This window comes from Actinocorallia libanotica (genome assembly GCF_039525175.1).
In the GTDB taxonomy this organism is placed as follows: domain Bacteria; phylum Actinomycetota; class Actinomycetes; order Streptosporangiales; family Streptosporangiaceae; genus Actinocorallia; species Actinocorallia libanotica.
In genome coordinates this window covers 96,890-118,810 of sequence record NZ_BAAAHH010000001.1, presented here as the reverse complement: position 1 = coordinate 118,810, position 21,921 = coordinate 96,890, and the positions used below count along the sequence as shown (strand labels likewise).

22 protein-coding genes are annotated in these 21,921 nt (G+C 71.5%); 7 read left to right on the top strand and 15 right to left on the bottom strand.

Annotated features, from left to right (window positions below):
• Nucleotides 1-26: 26 nt before the first annotated feature.
• The 5 genes from ABD140_RS00555 to ABD140_RS00535 all read right to left on the bottom strand — a co-directional run bounded on the left by ABD140_RS00555 (nt 27) and on the right by ABD140_RS00535 (nt 5,871).
• A complete protein-coding gene (locus ABD140_RS00555; protein WP_344235451.1) occupies nt 27-1,316 on the bottom strand; it encodes a L,D-transpeptidase in 1,290 nt (429 codons plus the stop codon).
• A complete protein-coding gene (locus tag ABD140_RS00550; RefSeq protein WP_344235449.1) occupies nt 1,313-2,569 on the bottom strand; it encodes a L,D-transpeptidase in 1,257 nt (418 codons plus the stop codon). Before ABD140_RS00550 ends, ABD140_RS00555 begins: the two co-directional genes overlap by 4 nt.
• Nucleotides 2,570-2,740: 171 nt before the next feature.
• Nucleotides 2,741-3,403 carry a VC0807 family protein gene (locus ABD140_RS00545; RefSeq protein ID WP_344235447.1) on the bottom strand — a complete coding sequence of 221 codons (663 nt, stop codon included), beginning with the start codon at nt 3,401-3,403 and terminating at the stop codon, nt 2,741-2,743.
• 185 nt (nt 3,404-3,588) lie between these two features.
• Nucleotides 3,589-3,870, bottom strand: coding sequence for a GlsB/YeaQ/YmgE family stress response membrane protein (locus ABD140_RS00540; RefSeq protein WP_344235445.1), 282 nt, complete (start codon nt 3,868-3,870; stop codon nt 3,589-3,591).
• Between the two features lie 168 nt (nt 3,871-4,038).
• Nucleotides 4,039-5,871, bottom strand: a complete 1,833-nt coding sequence (locus tag ABD140_RS00535) for an AMP-dependent synthetase/ligase (protein WP_344235443.1) — start codon at nt 5,869-5,871, stop codon at nt 4,039-4,041.
• Between the two features lie 201 nt (nt 5,872-6,072).
• Here ABD140_RS00535 and ABD140_RS00530 point away from each other — a divergent pair, with 201 nt between their 5' ends.
• Entirely contained in the window at nt 6,073-7,602 is a 1,530-nt protein-coding gene (locus tag ABD140_RS00530; protein ID WP_344235441.1) for a peptide MFS transporter, read from the top strand.
• Nucleotides 7,603-7,667: 65 nt separating this feature from the next.
• The gene (locus tag ABD140_RS00525; RefSeq protein ID WP_344235439.1) at nt 7,668-8,594 is read left to right on the top strand and encodes a metal-dependent hydrolase; all 927 of its coding nucleotides are present in this window, start codon (nt 7,668-7,670) and stop codon (nt 8,592-8,594) included.
• 41 nt (nt 8,595-8,635) lie between these two features.
• Here ABD140_RS00525 and ABD140_RS00520 read toward each other — a convergent pair whose 3' ends face one another.
• Nucleotides 8,636-9,064, bottom strand: a complete 429-nt coding sequence (locus tag ABD140_RS00520; RefSeq protein WP_344235437.1) for a CBS domain-containing protein — start codon at nt 9,062-9,064, stop codon at nt 8,636-8,638.
• A gap of 90 nt (nt 9,065-9,154) precedes the next feature.
• Entirely contained in the window at nt 9,155-10,030 is an 876-nt protein-coding gene (locus tag ABD140_RS00515; protein WP_344235435.1) for a hypothetical protein, read from the bottom strand.
• Nucleotides 10,031-10,171: 141 nt separating this feature from the next.
• On the opposite strand from ABD140_RS00515, the gene ABD140_RS00510 reads away from it, so the two are divergent.
• Nucleotides 10,172-11,131, top strand: a complete 960-nt coding sequence (locus ABD140_RS00510) for a sulfotransferase family protein (RefSeq protein ID WP_344235433.1) — start codon at nt 10,172-10,174, stop codon at nt 11,129-11,131.
• Here ABD140_RS00510 and ABD140_RS00505 read toward each other — a convergent pair.
• From ABD140_RS00505 to ABD140_RS00470, 8 genes are all read right to left on the bottom strand, one after another.
• Nucleotides 11,104-11,229, bottom strand: a complete 126-nt coding sequence (locus ABD140_RS00505) for a hypothetical protein (protein ID WP_344235432.1) — start codon at nt 11,227-11,229, stop codon at nt 11,104-11,106. The two genes, ABD140_RS00510 and ABD140_RS00505, sit on opposite strands and share 28 nt — an antisense overlap.
• Before the next feature lie 113 nt (nt 11,230-11,342).
• Nucleotides 11,343-11,783, bottom strand: coding sequence for a hypothetical protein (locus ABD140_RS00500; protein WP_344235430.1), 441 nt, complete (start codon nt 11,781-11,783; stop codon nt 11,343-11,345).
• Between the two features lie 46 nt (nt 11,784-11,829).
• Nucleotides 11,830-13,728: an ABC transporter ATP-binding protein gene (locus ABD140_RS00495; RefSeq protein ID WP_425544070.1), complete on the bottom strand. Its 1,899-nt coding sequence runs from the start codon at nt 13,726-13,728 to the stop codon at nt 11,830-11,832.
• Between the two features lie 70 nt (nt 13,729-13,798).
• Nucleotides 13,799-14,575, bottom strand: a complete 777-nt coding sequence (locus ABD140_RS00490) for an enoyl-CoA hydratase/isomerase family protein (protein WP_344235428.1) — start codon at nt 14,573-14,575, stop codon at nt 13,799-13,801.
• Nucleotides 14,576-14,767: 192 nt separating this feature from the next.
• Nucleotides 14,768-14,980 carry a helix-turn-helix domain-containing protein gene (locus ABD140_RS00485; protein WP_106402697.1) on the bottom strand — a complete coding sequence of 71 codons (213 nt, stop codon included), beginning with the start codon at nt 14,978-14,980 and terminating at the stop codon, nt 14,768-14,770.
• A 115-nt stretch (nt 14,981-15,095) separates the two neighbouring features.
• Entirely contained in the window at nt 15,096-16,694 is a 1,599-nt protein-coding gene (locus ABD140_RS00480; RefSeq protein ID WP_344235424.1) for an ABC-F family ATP-binding cassette domain-containing protein, read from the bottom strand.
• A 120-nt stretch (nt 16,695-16,814) separates the two neighbouring features.
• Nucleotides 16,815-17,951: an EAL domain-containing protein gene (locus ABD140_RS00475; protein ID WP_344235422.1), complete on the bottom strand. Its 1,137-nt coding sequence runs from the start codon at nt 17,949-17,951 to the stop codon at nt 16,815-16,817.
• A gap of 107 nt (nt 17,952-18,058) precedes the next feature.
• Complete coding sequence (locus ABD140_RS00470; protein ID WP_344235420.1) at nt 18,059-18,409, bottom strand: ABC transporter permease; 351 nt, start codon at nt 18,407-18,409, stop codon at nt 18,059-18,061.
• Between the two features lie 203 nt (nt 18,410-18,612).
• On the opposite strand from ABD140_RS00470, the gene ABD140_RS00465 reads away from it, so the two are divergent.
• The 4 genes from ABD140_RS00465 (at nt 18,613) to ABD140_RS00450 (ending at nt 21,738) form a co-directional block, all read left to right on the top strand.
• Nucleotides 18,613-19,257, top strand: coding sequence for an AIM24 family protein (locus ABD140_RS00465; protein WP_344235418.1), 645 nt, complete (start codon nt 18,613-18,615; stop codon nt 19,255-19,257).
• On the top strand, nt 19,257-19,907 hold the full coding sequence (locus ABD140_RS00460) for an AIM24 family protein (RefSeq protein ID WP_344235416.1): 651 nt from the start codon (nt 19,257-19,259) through the stop codon (nt 19,905-19,907). Before ABD140_RS00465 ends, ABD140_RS00460 begins: the two co-directional genes overlap by 1 nt.
• 2 nt (nt 19,908-19,909) lie before the next feature.
• Nucleotides 19,910-20,914 carry an AIM24 family protein gene (locus ABD140_RS00455; protein ID WP_344235414.1) on the top strand — a complete coding sequence of 335 codons (1,005 nt, stop codon included), beginning with the start codon at nt 19,910-19,912 and terminating at the stop codon, nt 20,912-20,914.
• Between the two features lie 104 nt (nt 20,915-21,018).
• Nucleotides 21,019-21,738: a DoxX family protein gene (locus ABD140_RS00450; protein ID WP_344235412.1), complete on the top strand. Its 720-nt coding sequence runs from the start codon at nt 21,019-21,021 to the stop codon at nt 21,736-21,738.
• Nucleotides 21,739-21,921 lie beyond the last annotated feature (183 nt).

Genomic DNA, 21,921 nt, shown 5'->3' with positions numbered 1-21,921 from the left:
GCGGTCAACCGCGAACTGGGTACGGTTCAGGGCGCGGCGGGCGTGGTGGGCGCGGCCGCCGGGGCCGAGGGAGCGGCCGGCGTCGCGGGGGCGCCCGGCTCGGGACCGGTGGCGACCTCCTGGTCCAGAGCGCCGCCCTTGACCCACTTCTTCCACGGCATCTCGTAGTACGACCAGCCGTTGTTCCACTCCACCCGGCGCTTGGTGCCGGTGACGTCGACGATGTCGCCGCGCTGGAAGTTGTTGTAGTACCACTGGGCGAACTCCGGCGGCGCGTTCACGCAGCCGTGGCTGAGGTTGTACTGGCCCATCGCCCACACCCGGCTGGCCATGGAGTGCACGTACTCGCCCGAGTTGGAGATGCGGACGGCGAAGGGGATGACCTCCTTGTAGCCGCCGTTCTTCTTGTCCTCGGGGTCGACGCCCATCCACTCCGACGTCATGATCTCGACGCGGTGCCGGGACATGGTCAGGTGCACGCCGCTGGTGGTCAGGTAGGTGTCGACGCCGTTGACCACCCGGCCGCCCTTGCCCGCGCTGATCGGGACGCGCTTGACCTTCTTGCCGTTGCGCACGACGGTGATGTGCTTGGTCTTGGTGTCCACCGTGCTGATCTGCGAGTCGCCGATCTTGAACTGGTGGCTGCGGTCCGCGGTGCCGTAGACGTTCTTGGCGCCGCGCACCCCGGTCAGCCGCGCGGACAGCTTGATCTTCTGGTGCGGCTCCCAGTACTGCTTGTTCTTGGTGCGGAAGATGACCTGGTTGGCCGCGGTCCAGTACCAGGCGCCGACCGCCGGCTTCTCCGAGCGCACCGTCAGCGCCTTCTCCACCGCTTTCTTGTCGGTGATGTCCCGGTCGAAGGTGAGCGTGATCGGCATGCCCACGCCGACGGTCTCCCCCGCCATGGGGGTGATGTCGGTGATCGCGAAGGTGCCCGCGGGCTTCAGCGTGGTGAAGGTGCTGGCGGCGTTGGCCGTCTGCACCTGGTTGGCGGCGGTGGCCGACACCTGGTAGGTGGCGCCGGGTTTGAGGTTCCAGGTGGAGGTCCAGGAGGTGCCGTCGGCCGACAGCTCTCCGGCCACCTCCTTCTTCCCCGCCTTCACCGTGACGTTCTGCAGGGTGCCGTCGGTGACGGTGACGGTGATCTTGCTGTCCGGCTTGACCTTGCCGGTGCCGTCGGCGGGGGTGATGGTCACCTGGGGCGCGGCCGGTTCGGTGCGCGCCTTCTCGCTGATCTCGGCGGTGTTGCCCGAGCAGGCGGTGACCAGGAGGAGCGCCGCCGTGCCGGTCAGCGCGGTAGTGGTGCGACGGATCATGGAGTGGTGCTCTCCGCGGGAGTCGGGGGGGTGGAGGCTGCGTTGCCGGGGGTCTCGGCCTGGCCGGGAGCGGTGGAGACGGCCTGGTCGAAGGCGCTGCCCGTCACCCAGTCCTTCCACGGCTTCTGCCAGTAGCCGTAGCCGTTGTCGAACTCCAGTTCCCGGTCGGTGCCCGTCACGTCGACGATGTCGCCCCACTTGGACTGGTTGTAGTACCACTGGGCGAAGGCCGGCGGCGCGTTCACGCAGCCGTGGCTGACGTTGGCCCGGCCCTGGGAGCCGACGGACCACGGCGCGGAGTGCACGTACTCGCCGCTGTAGGAGATGCGGACCGCGTGGGGGACGACCTCCCGGTAGTAGCCGGGCTCGCCCTTCTCGATCCCCGGCGAGATCATGATCGCCGGGTTCTCCTTCTCCATCGTGACGTGGGTGCCGCTGGTCGTGGTGTACTTGCGCTCGGTGGCCTTGCCCGCGCTGATGCCGACGTCGTACTTCTTCTTGCCGTCGACCTTGACGACCATCCGGTGGGTCCTGGTGTTGATCGTGCTGATGTTCGACGAGCCGACCTTGAACTTGATGGTGAAGTCCTTCATGCCGTACACGCCCTTGGCGGCCTTCACGCCGGCGAACCGTCCGGTGACCTTGATGTCCTGGTAGGCCTCCCAGTACTTCTTGGCCCGGAAGATCACCTGCTTGTCGGTGTACCAGTACCAGGCGCCGGTGTTCGGCTTCTCCGACTCGACGGTCAGCGCGCTCTCGACCGCCTTCTTGTCCTTCACCGGCTGGTCGAAGTGCAGGACGATCGGCATCCCCACGCCGACCGTCTGGCCGGTCCAGGGGATGTTGGCCTCGAGGCCGAAGCTCGCGGCCGGCTTGAGGGTCTTGAAGCTGCTGGTCGTGGTGGAGGTCTGCCCGTCGTTCTCGGCGACCGCCTCCACGGCGTAGGAGGCGTTGGGCTTGAGGTTGCCGGCGGACTTCCAGAGCTTCTTGTCCGCCGACAGGGTGCCGGGCACGTCCTTGCCGCCCAGCTGGACCTTCACCGTGGTGAGCTCGCCGAGCGTGGCCTGGACCGTGATGCCCTGCTCGGGCTTGGCCTTGCCCGACCCGTCGGCCGGGCTGATCGCGACGACCGGCGCCTTCGCCTGCTCCTTCTCCGGACCGGTTCCGCCGCCCCCGCCGCCGCTGCAGGCGGCGACCAGGGCAGCCGTACTGGCCAGGCCGATAAGTCGCAACCCCCGCAAGTCCTGCCGCACCGCAACAACCCTCCGTTGACAACCCCGTATCGGCCGGTGACCCCTTACCGGCCAAAGACCCATACGAGAGACATTAACGGTTAAGACGAGGGATGATGCCATACAGTTCGGCATCCACAAGACTTCGATAAAGAATCGTTGCCCCTCGGCCAGACAGGTGTGGCGCGCAGGTCAGACGCCTGCCGCGACCGGCGCGGCGGCCTCGCCGCCGACCCGGTCCACGATGCGCCGGAACCCCACGAGGGACACCGCTCCCGCCGCCACCCAGGCGGCGGCGACCACCGAGGTGCGCAGCCACAGGAACGTCTCCAGTGATTCGTGCCACAGCAGCCACAGGCTGAACACCGCGTTGGCGAAGAAGACCAGCGACCACAGCAGGGAGACGCGCAGGAAGAACCGGCGCACCCGGTCGTGGGCGAGGAAGGCGTCGGGCAGCGGCACCAGGTCGGTGGCGACCTTCTGGGCCATCGGGCGGCCCAGCGGCACCGAGGCCAGGAAGACCCCGCTGACCAGCAGGGTGCCCAGCGTCGGCTGGAGGAAGAAGAGCTTGGGGTTGCCGGTGCCGAACGCCAGCACCGCGCGGGCGCTCACGCCCAGCGCCGCCAGCAGGAGCGTGCCGGGCACCGGGTGGCGGCGCGCCGCCCGCAGGGCGATCCCGCCGAAGACCCACACCACCGCGACGACGACCGCGCCGGTCTGGCCGAGCAGCACCAGCGCCGCGTAGAAGACGGCGACCGGAGCGATCACGCCTTCGACGAAGCGGGGCAGGGCGTGCCGCAGCAGCACCCGGAAGCCGGGGAGTTCGAAGGCATGGCCGGTGACGTGCAGATCCATCCACGTGCCCCCGAGACACCATGAGCGAAGAAGGAAGGGAGCCACCCACGTTACGTGAAGATCTGATGTGGGTTATGCCGATTCGCGAAGACGCACAGAAGCGGAGAACGCGCGTCTGCGCGCGTTCTCCGCCCTGTTCATCACCGGACTCGGCGGACGGCCGCCCGTCCGCCCGGCACCCGTGGTCAATAACCGCTGGTGCCCCCGCGGCCCTTGGGCCACAACCCCGCCACGATGAACACGGCGAGGGCCGCGATCCCTATCTGGAAGAGCAGCTCCCAGAAGTTGAAGCCCTTGGTGCTGAGGTTGAACAACCGGGCCAGCGCGGTGCCCGCGAAGGCCGCGACGATGCCCACCAGCACGGTCAGCCAGATCGGCATGTTCTGCTTGCCGGGGATCAGGAGGCGTCCCACCGCCCCGATGATGGCGCCGAAGATCACGGCGCTGATGATCCCTGTGATGGTCATATCGTGCGCCTCCCTTCCATGGCGACGTCCATGGAAGGTCACTACCCGGGCGATTCCGGCAGGACACCGCAGGTCCGGCTTCCTTAACAAATCCATACTTGCGGGAATGTCCCCGCCGTGGAAGCGGAAACGGCCGGCCCCGGGGGGCCGGCCGGACGCACCGCGGGATCAGGCGTAGAGCGCCTCGATGGCCTCCTGGTACTTGGTGTGGACGACCTTGCGCTTGAGCTTGAGGGTCGGGGTGAGCTCCTCGGTCTCGGCGGTCCACTCCGCGGGCAGCAGCGCGAACTTCTTCACCTGCTGGACCCGGGCGAGCCTGGCGTTGGCGTCGTTGACCGCCTTCTCGATCTCCTCGCGCACCAGCGGGTTCACCGCGAGCGAGGCCAGGTCGGCCTGCTCGATGCCGCGGGTGGCCGCCCACACCGGGGCGACCTCGCCGTCCAGGGTGATGAGGGCGGTGAGGAAGGGCCGCTGGTCGCCGTAGGCCAGCGCCTGGCCGACCAGCGGGTGCTCCTTGAGCAGGTTCTCGATCAGCGAGGGCGCGATGTTCTCGCCGCCCGCGGTGATGATGATCTCCTTCTTGCGGTCGACGACCTTGAGGAACCCGTCCTCGTCCACCTCGCCGATGTCGCCGGTGTGCACCCAGCCCTCGTCGTCCAGCAGCTCGGCCGTGGCCTCGGGCCGGTTGAGGTAGCCGGGGGTGCAGGTGGTGCCGCGGAAGAGGATCTCGCCGTCCTCGGCCAGGCGCATCTCGATGCCGGGGAACGGGCGGCCGACCGTGCCCAGCTTGAAGGAGCCGTTGATGTTGGCGGTCGCGGCGCCGGTCGTCTCGGTCATGCCGTAGACGTCCAGGATGGCGATGCCCAGGCCGGAGAAGAAGCGGGCGACCTCGATCGGCAGCGGGGCCGCGGCGCTCATCGCGTGCACCACCCGGTCCAGGCCGAGCAGGGCGCGGATCTTGGACAGCACCGCCTCGTCCATCGCGGCGTACCTGGCGGCCAGCTCCTCGGAGGTGGTGCCGCCGAACTCGCGGCTCGCCACGTACTCGCGGCCCACGGCCATGGCCGCCTCGATGCCGGCCTTCTTGGCCTCGTCGCTCTCCATGGACAGGACGGCCTGGATGCCCGCCATGACCTTCTCCCAGATCCGCGGGACGCCGAAGAACGCGTTCGGGCGGACCTCGCGCAGCAGCGCGGTCAGCTGGGTGGGGTCCGGGCAGAAGTAGATGTGGGCGGCCCGGTCGATCGCCAGGTAGTACGAGACGACGCGGTCGGCGATGTGCGCGAACGGCAGGTAGGAGACGCCGATGTTGTGCTCGGGCAGGCCGGAGGTCGCCGAGGAGCACTCGCCCTCGTACATCGCCATCTGGTGGGTGATGATGACGCCCTTGGGGTTGCCGGTGGTCCCCGAGGTGTAGAGGATCGTCAGCGCGTCCGTCGGCTTGATCGCCTCCAGGCGCGCCTCGACCTCGGCCTTGCGCTCGGCCAGGGTCTTGCGGCCCAGCTCGACGAAGTCGGCCCAGGACAGGTAGAGGTCGCCCTCGGGCACGTCGTCGATGACGATGACCCTGCGCAGGCTGGGCAGCCTGTCGATGATCGGCTGCCAGCGCGCGAGCTGGTCCTTGCCCTCCAGGACCGCGACGACCGCGTCGGAGTTCTCGGCGATGAAGTGCACCTGGTCGGGCGCGAGGGTGGCGTAGACGGTGCTGGGCACGCCGCCGGCGTGCATCGCGCCCAGGTCGGCCAGGATGTGCTCGGAGCGGTTGGAGATCATCAAGGAGACGACCTCGCCCTGCCGCAGCCCCAGGGCCAGGAAGCCGGCCGCCAGCTCCAGCGCGCGCTCGCGGACGTCGCTCCAGGTGAGGGTGGGCCCGTGGAGGTCGGTGTAGGCGGGGCGGTCCCCGAAGTTCCGGGCGGTGTCGCGCAGGACTCCACAGATGGTGCGGCCCGCGATCTTCGCGTCGAACCTGGCCCGCTCCTCCAGGATGGCCGTGGTGCTCATGGGTGCGCGCCTCCATGTAAACGTTCACTTATCCGGGAGGCCATGGGACCACGCCCCCGCCATCGGGGACAAGGTTTCACGAGCGAAAACCCGGGATCGTAAGTAACTAGTTACTTTGTGAGCGTCCTCACACCGGCCACCTTACCTTTCTCTTGGCATTTTGTGACTCTCCGTGCACTTTTTTCGGGGTACCGGCAGACCGTGCGCCCCTCTTCCAGCTCGCCGGAGAAGACCTTCTTCGGGCATCCGAGAGCACTGGTCACGCTCTTCATGACCGAGGTGTGGGAGCGGTTCAGCTTCTACGGGATGCGGGCGATCCTGGCGCTGTTCCTTTCCGCCGCCGTCATCGACGGCGGCCTGGGGCTGAGCACCGGCACCGCCGCGGCCGTCGTCGGCGTCTACAACGCCATGGTCTACCTGGCGGCGCTGCCCGGCGGATGGCTCGCCGACCGGGTGCTGGGGCCCCGCCGCGCCGTCCTCGTCGGCGCGCTGGTCATCATGTCCGGGCACATCTCCCTGGCGATCCCGGCCGGCGCGGGCTTCGTCTACCTGGGCCTGGCGCTCATCGTCTGCGGCACCGGGCTGCTCAAGCCCAACATCTCCAGCATGGTCGGCCACCTGTACGAGCACAGCGACGCCGCCCGCAGGGACGCCGGGTTCTCCCTCTTCTACATGGGCATCAACCTCGGCGCGCTCTCCCCGTTCGTCGTCGGGGCGCTCGGCCAGAAGGTCAGCTACCACCTGGGCTTCGCGGTCGCCGCGGTCGGCATGCTGTTCGGCGTCGTCCAGTACGTCGCGGGCGGCCGCGGCCTGCGCGGCATCGGCGCCCGGCCCGCGCACCCGCTGACCCCCGCGGAGCGGACCCGGGCCCTGAAGGCCGTCGGGGCCGCCCTCGCCACCCTGGCGCTGCTCGTCCTGGTCGCCGGCCCGCTGGGCGTCCTCACCCTCGACGCCGCGACGGTGTTCCTCACCGTGCTGGCGGTCGTGGTGCCCGCCTGCTACTTCGCCTACATCCTGGGCGGCGACCACGGGCTGACCGAGCTGGAGAAGGCGCGAATGCGGGTCTACCTGTGGCTCTTCCTCGCCGCCGCGGTCTTCTGGATGATCTTCGACCAGGCGGCGACCACGCTGACGATCTTCGCCGCCACCTCCACCGACCTGACCGTGGCGGGCTGGGCGATGCCCTCCAGCTGGACCCAGAACATCAACCCGATCTTCATCATCCTGTTCGCCCCGCTGATGGCCGCGCTGTGGGTGCGGCTGGGCGACCGGGTCGGCACCCCGGTGAAGTTCGCCATCGCGCTGGTCCTGGCGGGCCTGAGCTTCGTGGCCATGGCGCTGGCCGCCACCGCGGCCGCCGGCGGGGCGAAGGTGTCGATCCTGTGGCTGGTGGCCGTCTACCTGATGCAGACCATCGGCGAGCTGTGCCTCAGCCCGGTCGGCCTGTCGGTGACGACGCGGCTGGCCCCCGCCGCCTTCGGCTCGCAGATGATGGGCGTGTGGTTCCTGGCGGTCTCGGTGGGCGACTCCGTCGGCGGCCAGGTGGCACGGCTGTCGGACGGCGGCTCCAGCCCCGCCTACTACCTGTGGTCCGGCGCCTTCGCGGTGCTCGTCGGCCTCGTGCTGTTCCTGTTCGCGCCGCGGCTGCGGCGGATCATGCGCGAGGGAGCACTTGACACTTCGCGAAATTTGTCAGGCTCAGACAGGCCGCCCGGTACCCCTTTGTCATGAACCGCAGTGGCACCTCCCCGGCACGTCCGGCATAGTGCGAGTCTGTCGTGACGGATGAGGCAACGATGACGCGCGGAGGATCCATGGGCCTGCCCTCTTTCGAGGTGGACGAACGGCACCCGCCGATCAAGCCCAGGCGCGTGAGCTTCGACTGGGAGAACACCCCCCTGCACTGGATCCCGGGCAACGCGGTGGCGACCCACATGATCAACTCCTTCCACCTGGTGCTGCCCGAGGGCGAGCGCTGGTTCATCCAGTGCGTCCAGGACGCCCGGCCGCAGATCACCGACGAGGTGCTGCTGGAGGAGATCAAGGGCTTCATCGGCCAGGAGATGGTGCACGCCAGGGCGCACAACTCCTTCCTGGCCGACCTGCTGGAGCGGCACGGCATCGACCACACGCCGATCACCGAGATGGGCCGCCAGGGCAACGAGAACCGCCCGGCGGACCGGGCGAAGCTCAAGCCCCGGGCGCGCCGCCGGATGCTGCGGTTCGAGCTGGCGGCGGTCTCGGCGATCGAGCACTACACCGCGGTCCTGGGCCAGTGGATCCTGGACAACGACAGGCTGGACGCCGCCGGCGTCGACCCCACCATGCTGGACCTGCTGCGCTGGCACGGCGCCGAGGAGGTCGAGCACCGCTCGGTGGTCTTCGACGTCTACCGGAAGATGGGCGGCGGCTACCTCCTGCGGGTCGGCGGCTGGCTGGTGTCGCTGTCCTTCCTGTACTGGGCGCTCATCGGCGGCGCCCGCTTCCTGCTGAAGCAGGACGGCACGATCGGCCGCAAGCCCACCCTGCGCTGGATGTACCGCGAGTACCGCCGGGCCGCCAAGGCGGGCCTGGTGCCGGGCCTCTTCCGGCTGCTGGTGGTCGAGGGCCTGGTCTACCTCAAGCCGAACCACCACCCGTCCCAGATCGGCGACACGCGCCAGGCGCTGGAGTACCTGCTGCGGTCCCCCGCCGCCAAGGCCGCGGGGTACGACCCGTACTGAGCGCGCGGGACGTCCCTCCCGCCCGGGAGGGACGTCGGGCGTCAGCTGTGGATGTAGCCCACCAGCTGCTCGCGTTCGGTCTCCAGCTGGTCGATGGCGCTCTTGACCACGTCGCCGATGCTGACGATGCCGGCCAGCCGCCCCCCGGCGACCACCGGGAGGTGGCGGACGCGGTGCTCGGTCATCACCCGGCGCAGGCCCTCCACCGCGTCGCCCGGCGCGCAGGTGCGGACGGGACTGCTCATGATCGCCGAGACCGGGGAGTCCAGCAGGGCCGCCCCGTGCTCGTGCAGGCGGCGCACCACGTCGCGTTCGGAGACGATGCCCTCGATCACGACGCCGTCGGGGGAGACCACGACGGCGCCGATGTTGTGGCCGGCCAGCGCCGCGAGCAGGTCCCGCACGGTGGCCTGCGGGGGTACGGTCGCGACCTGGTCTCCTTTGGCGCGAAGAATATCGGCTATACGCATGTATCACCCTTCCCTCATCGTCGATGGGGTCCTGGGCACACCGTCGCATGCCGGAAGGATTCCGTGAAGGCCCCCTTACAGGGGTTTTGCTCAATCCCAGGCGGTACGTTCCCCCACCGCTGCGAGCAGCAGACCCTCGGGCAGCACCGGCGTCCGGCCGTCCTCCCCCTGCTCCAGCGGAGTCAGCCCGCCCTGCCGCCACCAGTACAGCCGCCGGCTCAGCGAGCCGGGCCCCTCCCGGAAGCCGCGGTCCGCCCGCGCGTGCAGGCGGGCGGCGGCGCGGGCCAGCACCTCCCCGTCCCGCGCCGGGCGCAGCGCGAGCGCCAGGACCATGCCGCGGCCGGGCAGCGCCACCAGGGCGCCGAGCGGCCCCAGCGGCAGGTACTCCTCCAGCCACAGCACATGGGTGGCGGCGTAGAACGTCCAGTCGTGCAGCACCGTGACCGCGGGCTCCTCCGGGGAGCCCGCGGGCAGCTCCTCCCGCTGGAGCAGGCCGTCGGCGTGCACGTTGGCCCGGCCCAGCGCGAAGAGCTCCTCGTCCGGCACCCGCCAGCGCGCCACCTCCGCCCGGGTGAGCGTGCGCACCGTGGTGGGGGTGTCGACCACGACCGCCTCGATGAGGCCGGGCGCGAACGGGCGGGCGGCCAGCAGGCCGGGATGGGCTCCGGCGGGGTGGACGCGGGTGCGCAGCAGGTGCCGGATCACCGCGAAGTCGCTCAGGTCCAGCGGCTCCTCCACCGCGGTGACGACCGTGGTGACATGGTCGGAGACCACCGCGGGCCAGTCGCCGCGGGGCATCAGCCGGGCCAGCTGCCACAGGTCGCGCAGGCCGACGCGCACCCGGTGCCGCCCCTCCAGGGCCAGCACGTCGCCCGGCAGCCGGGCGCAGGAGTAGCCGAGGCTCTCGGCCACCAGCACGGCCAGCGAGACCAGCGCCGACTCGTCCTCCCGCAGGTCCCCGCTCATGGGTCCTCCTCCCGCCGCGGCCGCCGACGGCCCCGCAGGCAGCTTGACAGGAGAGGACCGGGCCGGGGAAGACCCGGCATCGCGGATCTCGCCCGTCCCTCGCCGGATTCCGGTCCTTTCAGTGGGACACTGGAGGCAATCATGAGGCAGACCCCGCACATTCTCGTGGTCAACGGAACCAAGGTCCGCCGGCCGGTGTTCCTGCTGGGTGCTCCGCACTCGGGCACGGACCTGGTCGCGCGGGCGCTGCGGCATTCCCCCGGCGTCCATGTGACCAGGGGCAGGGCCGCGGTCACCAAGCTGGTGTACGCCTTCGCCCGGCGCCCGTCCATCGCGACCGAGCGCGGCAGGGGCGCCGCCCGCGTGCTGCGCGACGCCTACGCCGAGTCCTGGCAGCTGGCCCGGCACGGCTGCCGCGACTGCCCCGCCGAGTGCTGGGAGCTGTCGGGGTACACCGCCGCCGACCGGCGCCCCGACGGCCCGTGCGCCGATCCCGCGGAGCCGCGCCGCTTCGCCGACGCCTCCCCCGACCTGCTCTACAGCGCCGACGTGCTGCTGGACGCCTTCCCCGACGCCCAGCTCGTGCAGGTGATCCGGGACGGCCGCGACGCGGTGGCCGGGATGCTCGGCGACGAGCGCGTGATGGCCTGGTTCAAGCCCGGCATCCTCGATCTCACCGAGGTGTTCCCCCACCCGTTCCTGGGCGTGGACGAGCCGGCCTGGCGCCGCCGCTGGCCCGAGGCCTCGCCCGCGATCAAGTGCGCCCTGCGGTGGCGCGGGGCGGTGCGGCTCAGCGCCACGCTGCGCGCCCAGGTCCCGGAGGAGCAGCTGCTCACGCTGCGCTACGAGGACCTGGTCGCCGACCCGCTGGCCGGCGCCGACCGGCTCGCGGAGTACCTGGGCGAGCGGGTCTCCGGGGACGCGCTGGCCTTCGCGGCCGGTCCGCTCGGCGCCGGCTCGCGGCCGCTGCCCGCGCTTCCGGGCGAGGAGGAGGACCGCGGGCGGCCGCGGCTCACCGCCCGCCAGACCGCCCAGGTGGAGAAGGTCGCCGGACGGGAGCTGCGGACGCTGGGCTACCTGCCGAATCCCGCGACGGACTGAACCGCCGGGCGCAGGTCGTCGGCGATCCAGCCGATGGCGACGCCCGCGGCGCCCAGGGCGACGAGGATCGTGGTGTACCGGACGATGAACTGCCGCATCGTGCCTCACTCAAGAAGAAAAGGATGATGAGGTCGATCAGGGTCGATACTCCCCGACCCCGGTGACCGGGAGGTTGCCGTGGCCGCACCGCCGGACGAACGCGGCGGAGCGCTCAGCGGGCCTTCCAGACGGGGGTGCCGCCGCCGTCGGCCGCGCACTCGTACGGCCGGTACCCGTCGGTGCCGCGCGCTCCCTGCGCGGGGCAGGCGCGGCCGGGCTTGACCGTGCCGTCGGGCTGGGACCCGGCGTCCATGATCCAGCGCGCGGTGTCCTCACCGGCGCGCTTCACGCAGCGGGCCGTCCGGCCCGCCATCGTCCGGCCCACCTCGCCCTCGATCGGGCACTCGGCGCCCACCCGCACGTCCTGGCGCACCGGCGGGTTCACCGTCACCGTCCCCGCCGCCGCGGTGACGGTGACGGTGGGCTGGGCCGCCTTCTCCAGCGGACCGGTGAAGTTGGGACGGGGCGTCTGCGCGTTCGGGATCGTGGTCCCCTCGGTACAGCCCGCCAGCGCGAGGACCAGGCACAGCACCGCCCCCGTGGACTTGATCATCGCTCCCCCGAACGATCGCCCTCAGTGATCAACTATTAGCACTATGTCACTTCAGGGCGGTGGGGTCCAGAGTCTCCTGGGCGGCGAACTGGGTGCGGTAGAGCTCGGCGTACAGGCCCCCGCGGGCCAGCAGCTCCTCGTGGCGGCCCCGGTCGGCGATCCTGCCGCCCTCGACCACCAGGATCTGGTCGGCCTCCCGGATGGTGGACAGCCGGTGCGCGATCACCAGCGAGGTGCGCCCGGCCAGCGCGGTGCGCAGCGCCCGCTGGACGGCGGCCTCGGACTCGGAGTCCAGGTGCGCGGTCGCCTCGTCCAGCACCACCACGGCCGGCGCCTTGAGCAGCAGCCGGGCCAGCGCCATGCGCTGCTTCTCCCCGCCGGACAGCCGGTAGCCGCGGTCGCCGACCACGGTGTCCAGGCCCTCGGGCATGGCCTCCACCAGGGCGCGGATCTGGGCCCCCTCCAGCGCCGCCCACAGCTCCTCGTCGGTGGCGCCGGGGCGTGCGTACAGGAGGTTGCTGCGGATGCTGTCGTGGAAGAGGTGCGCGTCCTGGGTGACCACGCCGACCGTCTCGCCCAGCGAGGCCAGCGTGACGTCCCGCACGTCCCGCCCGCCGATGCGCACGGCGCCCTCGCTCACGTCGTACAGGCGCGAGACCAGGTGGGTCATGGTGCTCTTGCCCGCGCCCGAGGGGCCCACCAGCGCCACCATCTGCCCCGGCTCCACGGTGAAGTCGACGCCGTGCAGCACCTGCTTGGCCGGGGAGGTGTCGGTGCGGGCGATCGACTCCAGGGAGGCCAGCGAGACCTCCTCGGCGGCCGGGTAGCGGAAGACCACGTGGTCGAAGTCGATGCCGGGGGCGCCGTCCGCCTCCAGCGGGCGGGCGTCGGGCCGCTCGGCGACCATCGGCTTCAGGTCGAGCACCTCGAAGAGCCGGTCGAAGCTCACCAGCGCGGTCATCACGTCCACCTGCACGTTGGACAGCGCGGTGAGCGGCCCGTACATGCGGTTGAGCAGCGCCGCCAGCGCCACCAGGGTGCCGATCTGCAGGCCGCCGCCGACCGACAGCACGCCGCCGATCCCGTAGACCATGGCGGTGGCCAGCGAGGCGACCAGGGTCAGCGCGGTGAAGAAGACACGCCCGTACATGGACGAGACGATGCCGATGTCGCGCACCCGGCCGGCCCGCCGCGAGAAGCGCTCGGACTCCTCCTCGGGGCGCCCGTAGAGCTTGGCCAGCATCGCGCCGGAGACGTTGAAGCGCTCGGTCATCAGCGAGCCCATCTCGGCGTCCAGCACCATCTGCTCGCGGCTGACCTTCTGCAGCCGGCGCCCCACCAGCTTGGCCGGGATGATGAACACCGGCAGCAGGAGCAGCGCCACGAGGGTGACCAGCCACGACAGGTAGAACATCGCCAGCAGCACCAGCACGAGGCTGATCACGTTGGAGACCACCGACGACAGCGTCGTGGTGAGCGCCCGCTGGGCGCCGATCACGTCGCTGTTCAGGCGGGAGACCAGGGACCCGGTCTGGGCGCGCATGAAGAACGCGACGGGCATGCGCTGCACGTGGTCGAAGACCTGGCTGCGCAGGTCGTAGATCAGCCCTTCGCCGATCTTCGCCGAGTACCACCGCTGCACCAGCGAGAGCGCGGCGTCCACCACCGCCAGGCCGGCCAGCCCGAGCGCCAGGCCGATCACCAGCCCGTTGTTCTTGGGGATCACGCCCCGGTCGATGATCGCCTGGATGAGCAGGGGCCCCGCCACCACGCTCACCGCGGCCAGGGAGTTGAGCAGCAGGAAGAGCACGAGATCGCGCCTGTAGGGGCGGGCGTACCCCAGGATGCGGCGGAACGTGCCGGGCGGCAGCTTCACGTGCTTGACCGACGGGTCCCTGCGGAAGGACGCCATCATCGAGAAGCCGTTGTTGCCCGGCATGCTCATAAGGCCCGACTCCTTTGTCGCTCGGTAACGCTCCGCTCAGGGACAAGCGAGGAACATGACCGAATATTCCTCACTTTCCACGGGCGCCCAGCAGCCGGCCCGCCTGCGCCCGCCGCTCGGCCAGGCACTGCTCGTCCAGGGTGTTGCCCGGGGCCTGGACCAGGAGCTCCTTGGTGGCGCGGGCGGCGCCCGCGTCGACCTGCAGCAGCGCGGTGACCAGCTCCTCCACCGCCCCGTCCAGCTCGCCGGACTTCACGACCCGCTCCACCAGGCGCAGCTCGTACGCCTCGTCGGCGGGAACGACCCGGGCGGTCAGGCACAGCTCCAGCGCCCGGGGCAGCCCGACGATGTCCACCAGCGGCTTGGTGCCGGTCAGGTCGGGCACCAGGCCCAGGGCCGGCTCCTTCATGCAGAAGCGGGCGTCCTCGGCGGCGATGCGCATGTCGCAGGCCAGGGCCAGCTGGAAGGCGGCGCCGATGGCGTGGCCGTGCACCGCCGCGATGCTGGTGAAGCGCGGGTCGCGCAGCCAGCGGAAGCCCTCCTGGTAGACGCCGATGAGGTCGACGAGCTCCTCGGCGCCGATGCCGGCGGGCAGGGCCGAGCCCTCGCCGGGGATCCCCTCGGCGGTGAAGGCCCGCAGGTCCAGGCCGGCCGAGAAGGAGGGCCCGGCGCCCTTGAGCACCACGACGCGCACGCTCTCGGGCAGCTCCCCGCCCAGGTCGGCGAGGCCCTTCCACATCGCCGGCGACTGCGCGTTGCGCCGCTCGGGACGGTTCAGGGTGATGGTGGCCACCGTGTCCTCGTGGCCGAGTTCGAGCAGCAGGCCCGCCTTCGCCAGATCCGCCATGTCGCGCCCTCCTCCAGACCGCCGGTCCTCCTCCGGAACCGGTCGTACGGGCGCGGGGCCGACCTTGCGGCCCGCCGCCGCGACCGTGACCGAATATTACTCGGTAGTAGTCGAAGCGGCGGGCCCGGACGCGGGACGCGTACCGCCCGTCCTCCCCAGGGGCCGGGGCCCCTTTCGCCGGAAGGCCGCGGGTCAGGCCTTCTTGCCTCGGGTCGCCCCGCCGCGCCCGCGCAGGTTCACGCCGGACTCGGTGAGGATGCGGTGGATGAAGCCGTAGGAGCGGCCGGTGGCGGCAGCCAGGGCGCGGATGCTCTCGCCGGAGTCGTACCTCTTCTTGAGCTCCTGCGCCAGCCTGTCGCGCTCGGCACCGGTCACGCGGGTGCCCTTCTTCAGGGTCTCTGCCACGAGTACCTCCCGTAGTGGTGTGGTGACCGCTGCGTTATCTCCTGCCATGATCAGACATCTTCGCCGTCTCGGCTACCCACTACGCCAGAAAAGATCTGCTTCCTTGCTCAGAAGGTCAAGCCAGAGCCACCAGATCGGCAAATTCATCGCTCCAGATGTCTTCCACACCATCGGGTAGCAAAATCACACGTTCTGGCTGAAGCGCCTGTACCGCCCCCTCGTCGTGGGTGACCAGCACGATCGCCCCGGCGAAGGTGTTGATGGCCCCCAGGATCTCCTCGCGGCTGGCCGGATCGAGGTTGTTGGTGGGCTCGTCCAGCAGCAGCACGTTGGCCCGCGAGACCACCAAGGTGGCCAGCGCCAGCCGCGTCTTCTCGCCGCCGGAGAGCACGCCGGCGGGCTTCTCCACGTCGTCGCCCACGAACAGGAAGGAGCCCAGGACCTTGCGGGCCTCGACCTCCGGCAGGTCCGGCGCGGCGGACTTCATGTTCTCCAGCACCGTGCGGTCGTGGTCGAGGGTCTCGTGCTCCTGGGCGTAGTAGCCCAGGCGCAGGCCGTGGCCCGCGATCACCTCGCCCGTGTCGGCCTTCTCGACGCCGCCCAGCAGCCGCAGCAGTGTCGTCTTCCCCGCTCCGTTGAGTCCAAGCACGACCACCCGGCTGCCCCGGTCGATCGCGAGGTCGACATCTGTGAAGATCTCCAAAGATCCGTACGATTTAGACAAACCCTCCGCGAGCAGGGGGGTTTTGCCACAGGGCGCCGGTTCCGGGAACCGGAGTTTGGCAACCCGGTCGGCCTGGCGCTCGCCCTCCACGCCCGACATCAGGCGGTCGGCCCGCTTGAGCATCTGCTGGGCGGCCTTGGCCTTGGTCGCCTTGGCCCGCATCTTGTCGGCCTGGGCGGTCAGCTGGCTCGCCTGGCGCTGGGCGTTGGCGAACTCCCGCTTGCGGCGCTTCTCGTCGGTCTCGCGGGTGGCCAGGTACTTCTTCCAGCCCACGTTGTACATGTCGATCACGCAGCGGTTGGCGTCCAGGTGGAAGACCCGGTTGACCACGGCCTCCAGCAGGCCCACGTCGTGGCTGATGATCACCAGGCCGCCCTGGTGGCCCTTGAGGAAGTCGCGCAGCCAGACGATCGAGTCGGCGTCCAGGTGGTTGGTCGGCTCGTCCAGCAGCAGGTTGTCGGCGCCCGAGAAGAGGATGCGGGCCAGCTCCACCCGGCGGCGCTGGCCGCCGGACAGGGTGCTCAGCGGCTGGCCCAGCACCCGGTCGGGCAGGCCGAGGCTGGAGGCGATCGCGGCGGCCTCGGACTCGGCCGAGTAGCCGCCCAGCACGTGCAGCCGGTCCTCGGCCCTGCCGTAGCGCCGCACCGCCTTGTCGCGGGCCGCGCCCGTCTGGGTGGCCATGGCGTGCTCGGCGGCGCGCAGCTGGCGGAAGACCTCGTCCAGGCCGCGGGCGGCCAGGATGCGGTCGCGGGCCAGCACCTCCAGGTCGCCGCTGCGCGGGTCCTGGGGCAGGTAGCCCAGGGTGCCCGAGCGGGTCACCTCCCCGCCCGCGGGCAGGGTCTCGCCCGCCAGGACCCTGGTGAGGGTGGTCTTGCCCGCGCCGTTGCGGCCGACGAGGCCGACCCGGTCGCCGGCGTTGACGCGGAAGGTGGCTTTCTCGATGAGGAGCCGGGAACCGGCGCGCAGCTCGAGGTCATTGGCGATGATCACAGTGGTGGGTTCTCCCCCGGGGACACGGAAAGCTCCGCTCGACGCCCTTGGCGGAGGCACGGGAGCACCGGCCAGTCTACGGGCCGCGGCTTCCCGCTCGCGAACGGTTTCCCGCCGGGCTCAGCGGGACATGCCGCGGATCAGGTCCGAGACGCGCACGATGCCCAGGCAGCGGCCGATCTCGTCGGTCACCACGAGGTCGTCGTACACCCGCTCCTCCTCCCGGCCCGCCGCGCGCAGGGCCGCGATCGCCGGGACGCTGCGCGGCACCAGCCGCGGCTCATCGGCGAGCCGGGCGGCGGGCTTGCGCGCGTGCAGGGCGTGGCCGTACGCGCCGGAGAACGCCAGCAGGAACCGGGCGCGGTCCACGGTGTAGCGGGGGCGCTGGCGCGCGTCGACCAGCACGATGCTGGACGGGCTGCGCTCGGTGGAGAGCACCTCCAGCACCTGGGCGGCGCTGGCGTCGTCCGGCATGGTCACCGCGGGCAGGACGTACTCCGACACCCGGGGCCCCAGGTCGGCCGCCGCGTCCGGCCGCGGCGGCCCGCCGGGCGGGACGAGCGCCTTGACCGGCCGGCCGGGCCGCCAGTCCGGCGGGGTCAGCAGCGGCCCCTGGGCCAGCCGCACGCCCAGCGCGTGCAGGCGGGTGAGCTGCTCCTCGTCGCGCACTCCGGGGGCCAGCACGTGGGTGCCCAGGCTCCGGGCGACGGTGACGAGCGCCTCGACCAGGGACGCCCTGCGGCCGCCCGAGGCGGCGTGCCCGGCCAGGTCGGCGTCCAGGCTCACCAGGTAGGGGGTGCCCTCGACCAGGACGTCCAGCGGCGCGTGGGTGGTGCCCAGGCCGCCGAAGCCCACCAGGTAGCCGGCGTGGCGCAGGTCGGACACCCCCGCGCTCACCGGCCCGCGCAGCGCCGGGGCGAAGCCGCCGGTGATGCAGACGATCACCTCCTGCGGGCGCCTCCCGGCGTCGTGCAGGCCCTGGTGGAGCCGGTTGAGCACACTCCTGCCCAGGCCGACCGTCTCGGCGCGCACGGTGATCTTCAAGGGGAGGCGGGTGGCCTGGCCGGCCAGCGCCCTGGCCCCCTCCACCGCGCGGTGGACGTCCACGGCGGCGGGGTCGGCCGGGCCGTGCCCCTCGGGCGGCGGGCCCAACCGGGTCTCGACGGCGACGACGGAGCCCGAGCCGAGGTCGACCACGGGCTGAAAGAGCGCGTTCTCGGCGACTCCCACCGGAGGCCGGGTGTCAAGCACTGCCACGGGAGTCATGATGCCGCCCCAGACCCGGAAAAACCGGACAGCACAGGGCCGTTCATCAAGAATTCGCCGTCGTCACACGAACCCCGCGGGCGCGCCGGCCCCGGTGCTCACATGTCGCTGGTGACGAAGATCGACACCAGGTAGGTGAGCGCCGCCAGGCCGGCCAGCCAGGGCAGCGGGCCCAGCGGCTGCTCGCGCAGCGCCTGCACCACGATCGCGGCGACCAGCCCGGCCACCAGCACGTCCCCGGTCATCGCCGCCGAGCGCAGGTGGCTGCGCCCGTTGCGGCCCCGCCCGAACGCCTCGCTGATCACCAGCGCCGACTCGTCCCTGCGGTAGGCCAGCTGCAGCCCGTAGGCCACCAGCACCAGGCCGGCGACGACGCCGGCGGTCATCGCCTCCCGCGAGTACAGCAGCGCCGCGATCCCGACGCCCGCGAGCATCGCGAAACCCGGCACCAGCCACCCTTGACGTCCACGTCGTTCCGGAGCAAGCCACATGGTCCTCATCCTCCCCCAGATCCGCTCCCGATGCGGATCTTTCCCCTCCGACACGGCGCCGTGTCGGACGCCGGGGCGATGCGCCTCGTCCTGCGGGGTGAGGCCGAGCTCCGTCCACAGGCCGGTGCGACCAGGGCCGTCCAGTGGTTAGGGTGCTGAGCGTGGCGCAGTTTCGGATGAACGGTTCCCGCATGCTGGCGGTCGACCTGAGGGGCGAGACGATCCGCGCCCTCAACGGGTCGATGGTCGCCTACGAGGGCCAGATGCAGTTCAAACGCCAGGGCATGACCGGCGGCGAGGGGCTCATGGGCGCGGTGCGCCGGCGGGTCGCCGGCGAGTCGGTCACCCTGATGGAGATCACCGGCCAGGGCACCGTCTACCTGGCGCACGAGGCGACCGAGGTCAACCTGGTGCCGCTGCAGGGCGACACCCTGCTGGTGGAGTCCGAGAGCCTGCTGGCCCTGGACGGCCAGCTGCGCACCGGCGTGCAGTTCACCGGGCTGCGCGGCATGACCACCGGGCAGGGCCTGGCCACCACCAAGGTCGAGGGCCACGGCACCGTCGCGATCCTCTCCGACGGCCCGGCGATCGCCCTGGAGGTGGTGCAGGGCCAGCCGCTGAGCGTGGACCCGCAGGCCTACGTCGCCCACCGCGGGCAGCTCCAGCAGGACTTCGTCACCGACGTCAACTGGCGCACCATGCTGGGCCAGGGCTCGGGCGAGAGCTTCCAGCTCAGGTTCAGCGGACACGGTCTTGTCTACATCCAGCCCGCCGAGCGCGGCGAGGGCCTGGGGGCGGAGGTCTGATGCCCGGGTACAGCCCCGTCAACCACAAGATGCTCCAGGTGCCGGTCGGACCGGGCCAGGAGGTGTACAGCAAGCGCGGCGCGATGCTCGCCTACACCGGCGCGGTGCGCTTCGCCCCCACGACGACCGCGGGCGGCGGGATCGGCGGCGCGATCCGCACCACGATGGCCGGCGAGAGCACCCCGCTGATGCACGTCACCGGCCAGGGCAGCGTCATGCTCGGCCACCACGGCCTGCACGTCGAGGTCGTCGACCTGCAGGGCGACACCCTGTACGTCGAGGCCGAGCGGCTGCTGGTCTACGACGCCTCCCTGCAGAGCGGCACCATGTTCCTGGGCGAGCAGGGCGGCCTGTCCGGGGTCATCCGCGGCCAGATGACCGGCCAGGGCCTGTTCACCACCACGCTCACCGGGCACGGCTCGTGCGCGCTGCTCTCGCACGGCGGGGTGGTGCAGCTGCCCGTCCAGCCGGGCCGGGCGATCTACGTCGACCCGCAGGCCTACGTCGCCCACCGGGGGCAGATCCAGAACAAGCTGCACACCGCGCTGGGCCTGCGCGACCTCATCGGCCGCGGCTCCGGCGAGGGGTTCCAGCTGGAGCTGACCGGCCAGGGCGTGGTGTACGTCCAGGCCAGCGAGAGGAAGTTCTGAAGATGGGATACCCGCCGCAGCCCCCGTACGGCCAGCAGCCCGGCTACCCGCCGCCGGGCGGACACCCCCAGCAGGGCGGATATCCCCCGCAGCCGGGCTACCCCCAGCAGGGCGGCTACCCGCCCCAGCAGCCGGGCTACCCGCCGCAGGGCGGCTACCCGCCCCCGCCCCCGCCGGGCGCCCCCGGCGGGTACGGCGCGCCGCCGGCACCCACGCCGGTCGCCACGTTCAGCGCCGCGACGCTGCCGGACGACGACAACGTCAACCCGTACGCCTTCTCGGTGAACCTCAACGGTCAGTGGTTCATCCAGAAGGGCAAGATGATCGCCTACTACGGGCAGATCCAGTTCGAGGCGCTGTCGGCCGGGCCGCTGGACTCGCTGGTGGCCGGGCACTTCCACTCGCCGCTGTACGCCCACGACTGGGTGGTGGCCCAGGGCCAGGGCAAGCTGCTGCTGGGCGACCGGGGGTTCGACCTGAACTCCTTCGACCTGGAGGACGGAAACCTCACCATCCGGGCGAACAACCTCCTGGCGTTCGACCCCCGGCTGACGCTGAAGCAGTCGATCATCCCGGGCTTCCTCACGCTGCTGGGCACCGGCAAGTTCATCGCCTCCTCCAACGGCCCCGTGCACTTCGTGGAGCCGCCGCTGCGGGTCGACCCGCAGTCGCTGCTCGGCTGGGCCGACCTGCCCTCGCCCTGCCACCACTACGACCACTCCTACATGCGGGGCGTGCTGGGCATGGCCCGGGGGATGTTCGGCATCGGCGGCACCTCCGGCGAGGAGCACCAGTTCGAGTTCACCGGCCAGGGCACCGTGCTCATGCAGTCCTCCGAGCAGGTCAGGGACAACCCGGCCATGCTCCGGGAGCTGGAGGCCCAGGTGGGCATGCTCGGCGTGGGCGGCCTGCAGCGGCTCAACCAGGTGATCAGCCAGCGCCTCTCCGGCGAGCAGGGCGGCGGCCGCTCCTCCGGCAGGTCGGGCCTGATGGATCTGCTGGACTGATCCCGCGCCAGCCGATTTTTCCGGAACAGCACCGGAAAGTTGACGTTTCGGCGGTCCTTCCCGAGCATCGGACTGTGCATCCGTGACTCGGGAAGGAACCCGCCATGCGCACCCGCCCGGCCCACGACGTCATCGCCCTGCTCGCCCGGTGCGCGGTGGGCGTCGTCTTCCTCGTGCACGGCTGGCAGAAGGTGGAGGCGGGCGTCAACGCCACCGCCGCGTCCTTCGACGCCATGGGCGTGCCCCTGGCCAAGGCGGCCGCCGTCTACGCCACCTTCGCGGAGCTGCTGGGCGGCGCCGCCCTCATCGCCGGTCTCGGCCTCCCCCTCATCGGCGCCCTGCTCTTCCTGGACATGGCCGGCGCCTTCGCCTTCGTCCACTACGGCGGGAACCTGACCGGCCCCCAGGGCTCGGAGCTGGTGCTCGTCCTGGCCGCCGCCGCCCTGCTCTTCGCCGCGGGCGCGGGCGGCCGCCTCACCGTCGACCACGCCCTCTCCCCCCACCGGAGCCGCACCGCCGAGATCGCCGAGGACTTCCCCCTCCCGCCCGACACCGACGCGACACCCGGCGCCGCCGCCCGGCCCGAGCCCGCCGCCATCCCGGCCGCCTCCCCCACCGCGGACCCCGCCACCGCGCCGGCCGCCGCGGGCTCCCCCGCCGCACCGGCCGCTTCTCCCGCCAAGGCCCCCGCCGCCGGCTCCTCCGGCGGCGACACCGTCCCCGAGATCCCGCTCCCCGCGCCCGGCGACGTCCTCGTCGCGGGCCCCGCCTCCGACGAGGACCCGGCCCCCAGAAGCCGGAGCCGGCGCAAGAAGACGACCTGACGCCCGGACGGCCTCCAGAGGACGATCCGACACCTGGACCGCCATCCGGGGACGTCCCGCCGCCCGGACCGCCTCAGGAGGGCGCTGACGCCCCGCTCCGCGCCGGGAGAGGTGCCCGGCGGCCTGGACACCGCCTCAGGACGCCCCAACGACCTCGGAAGGACGTGCCCGCCGTCCGGACGG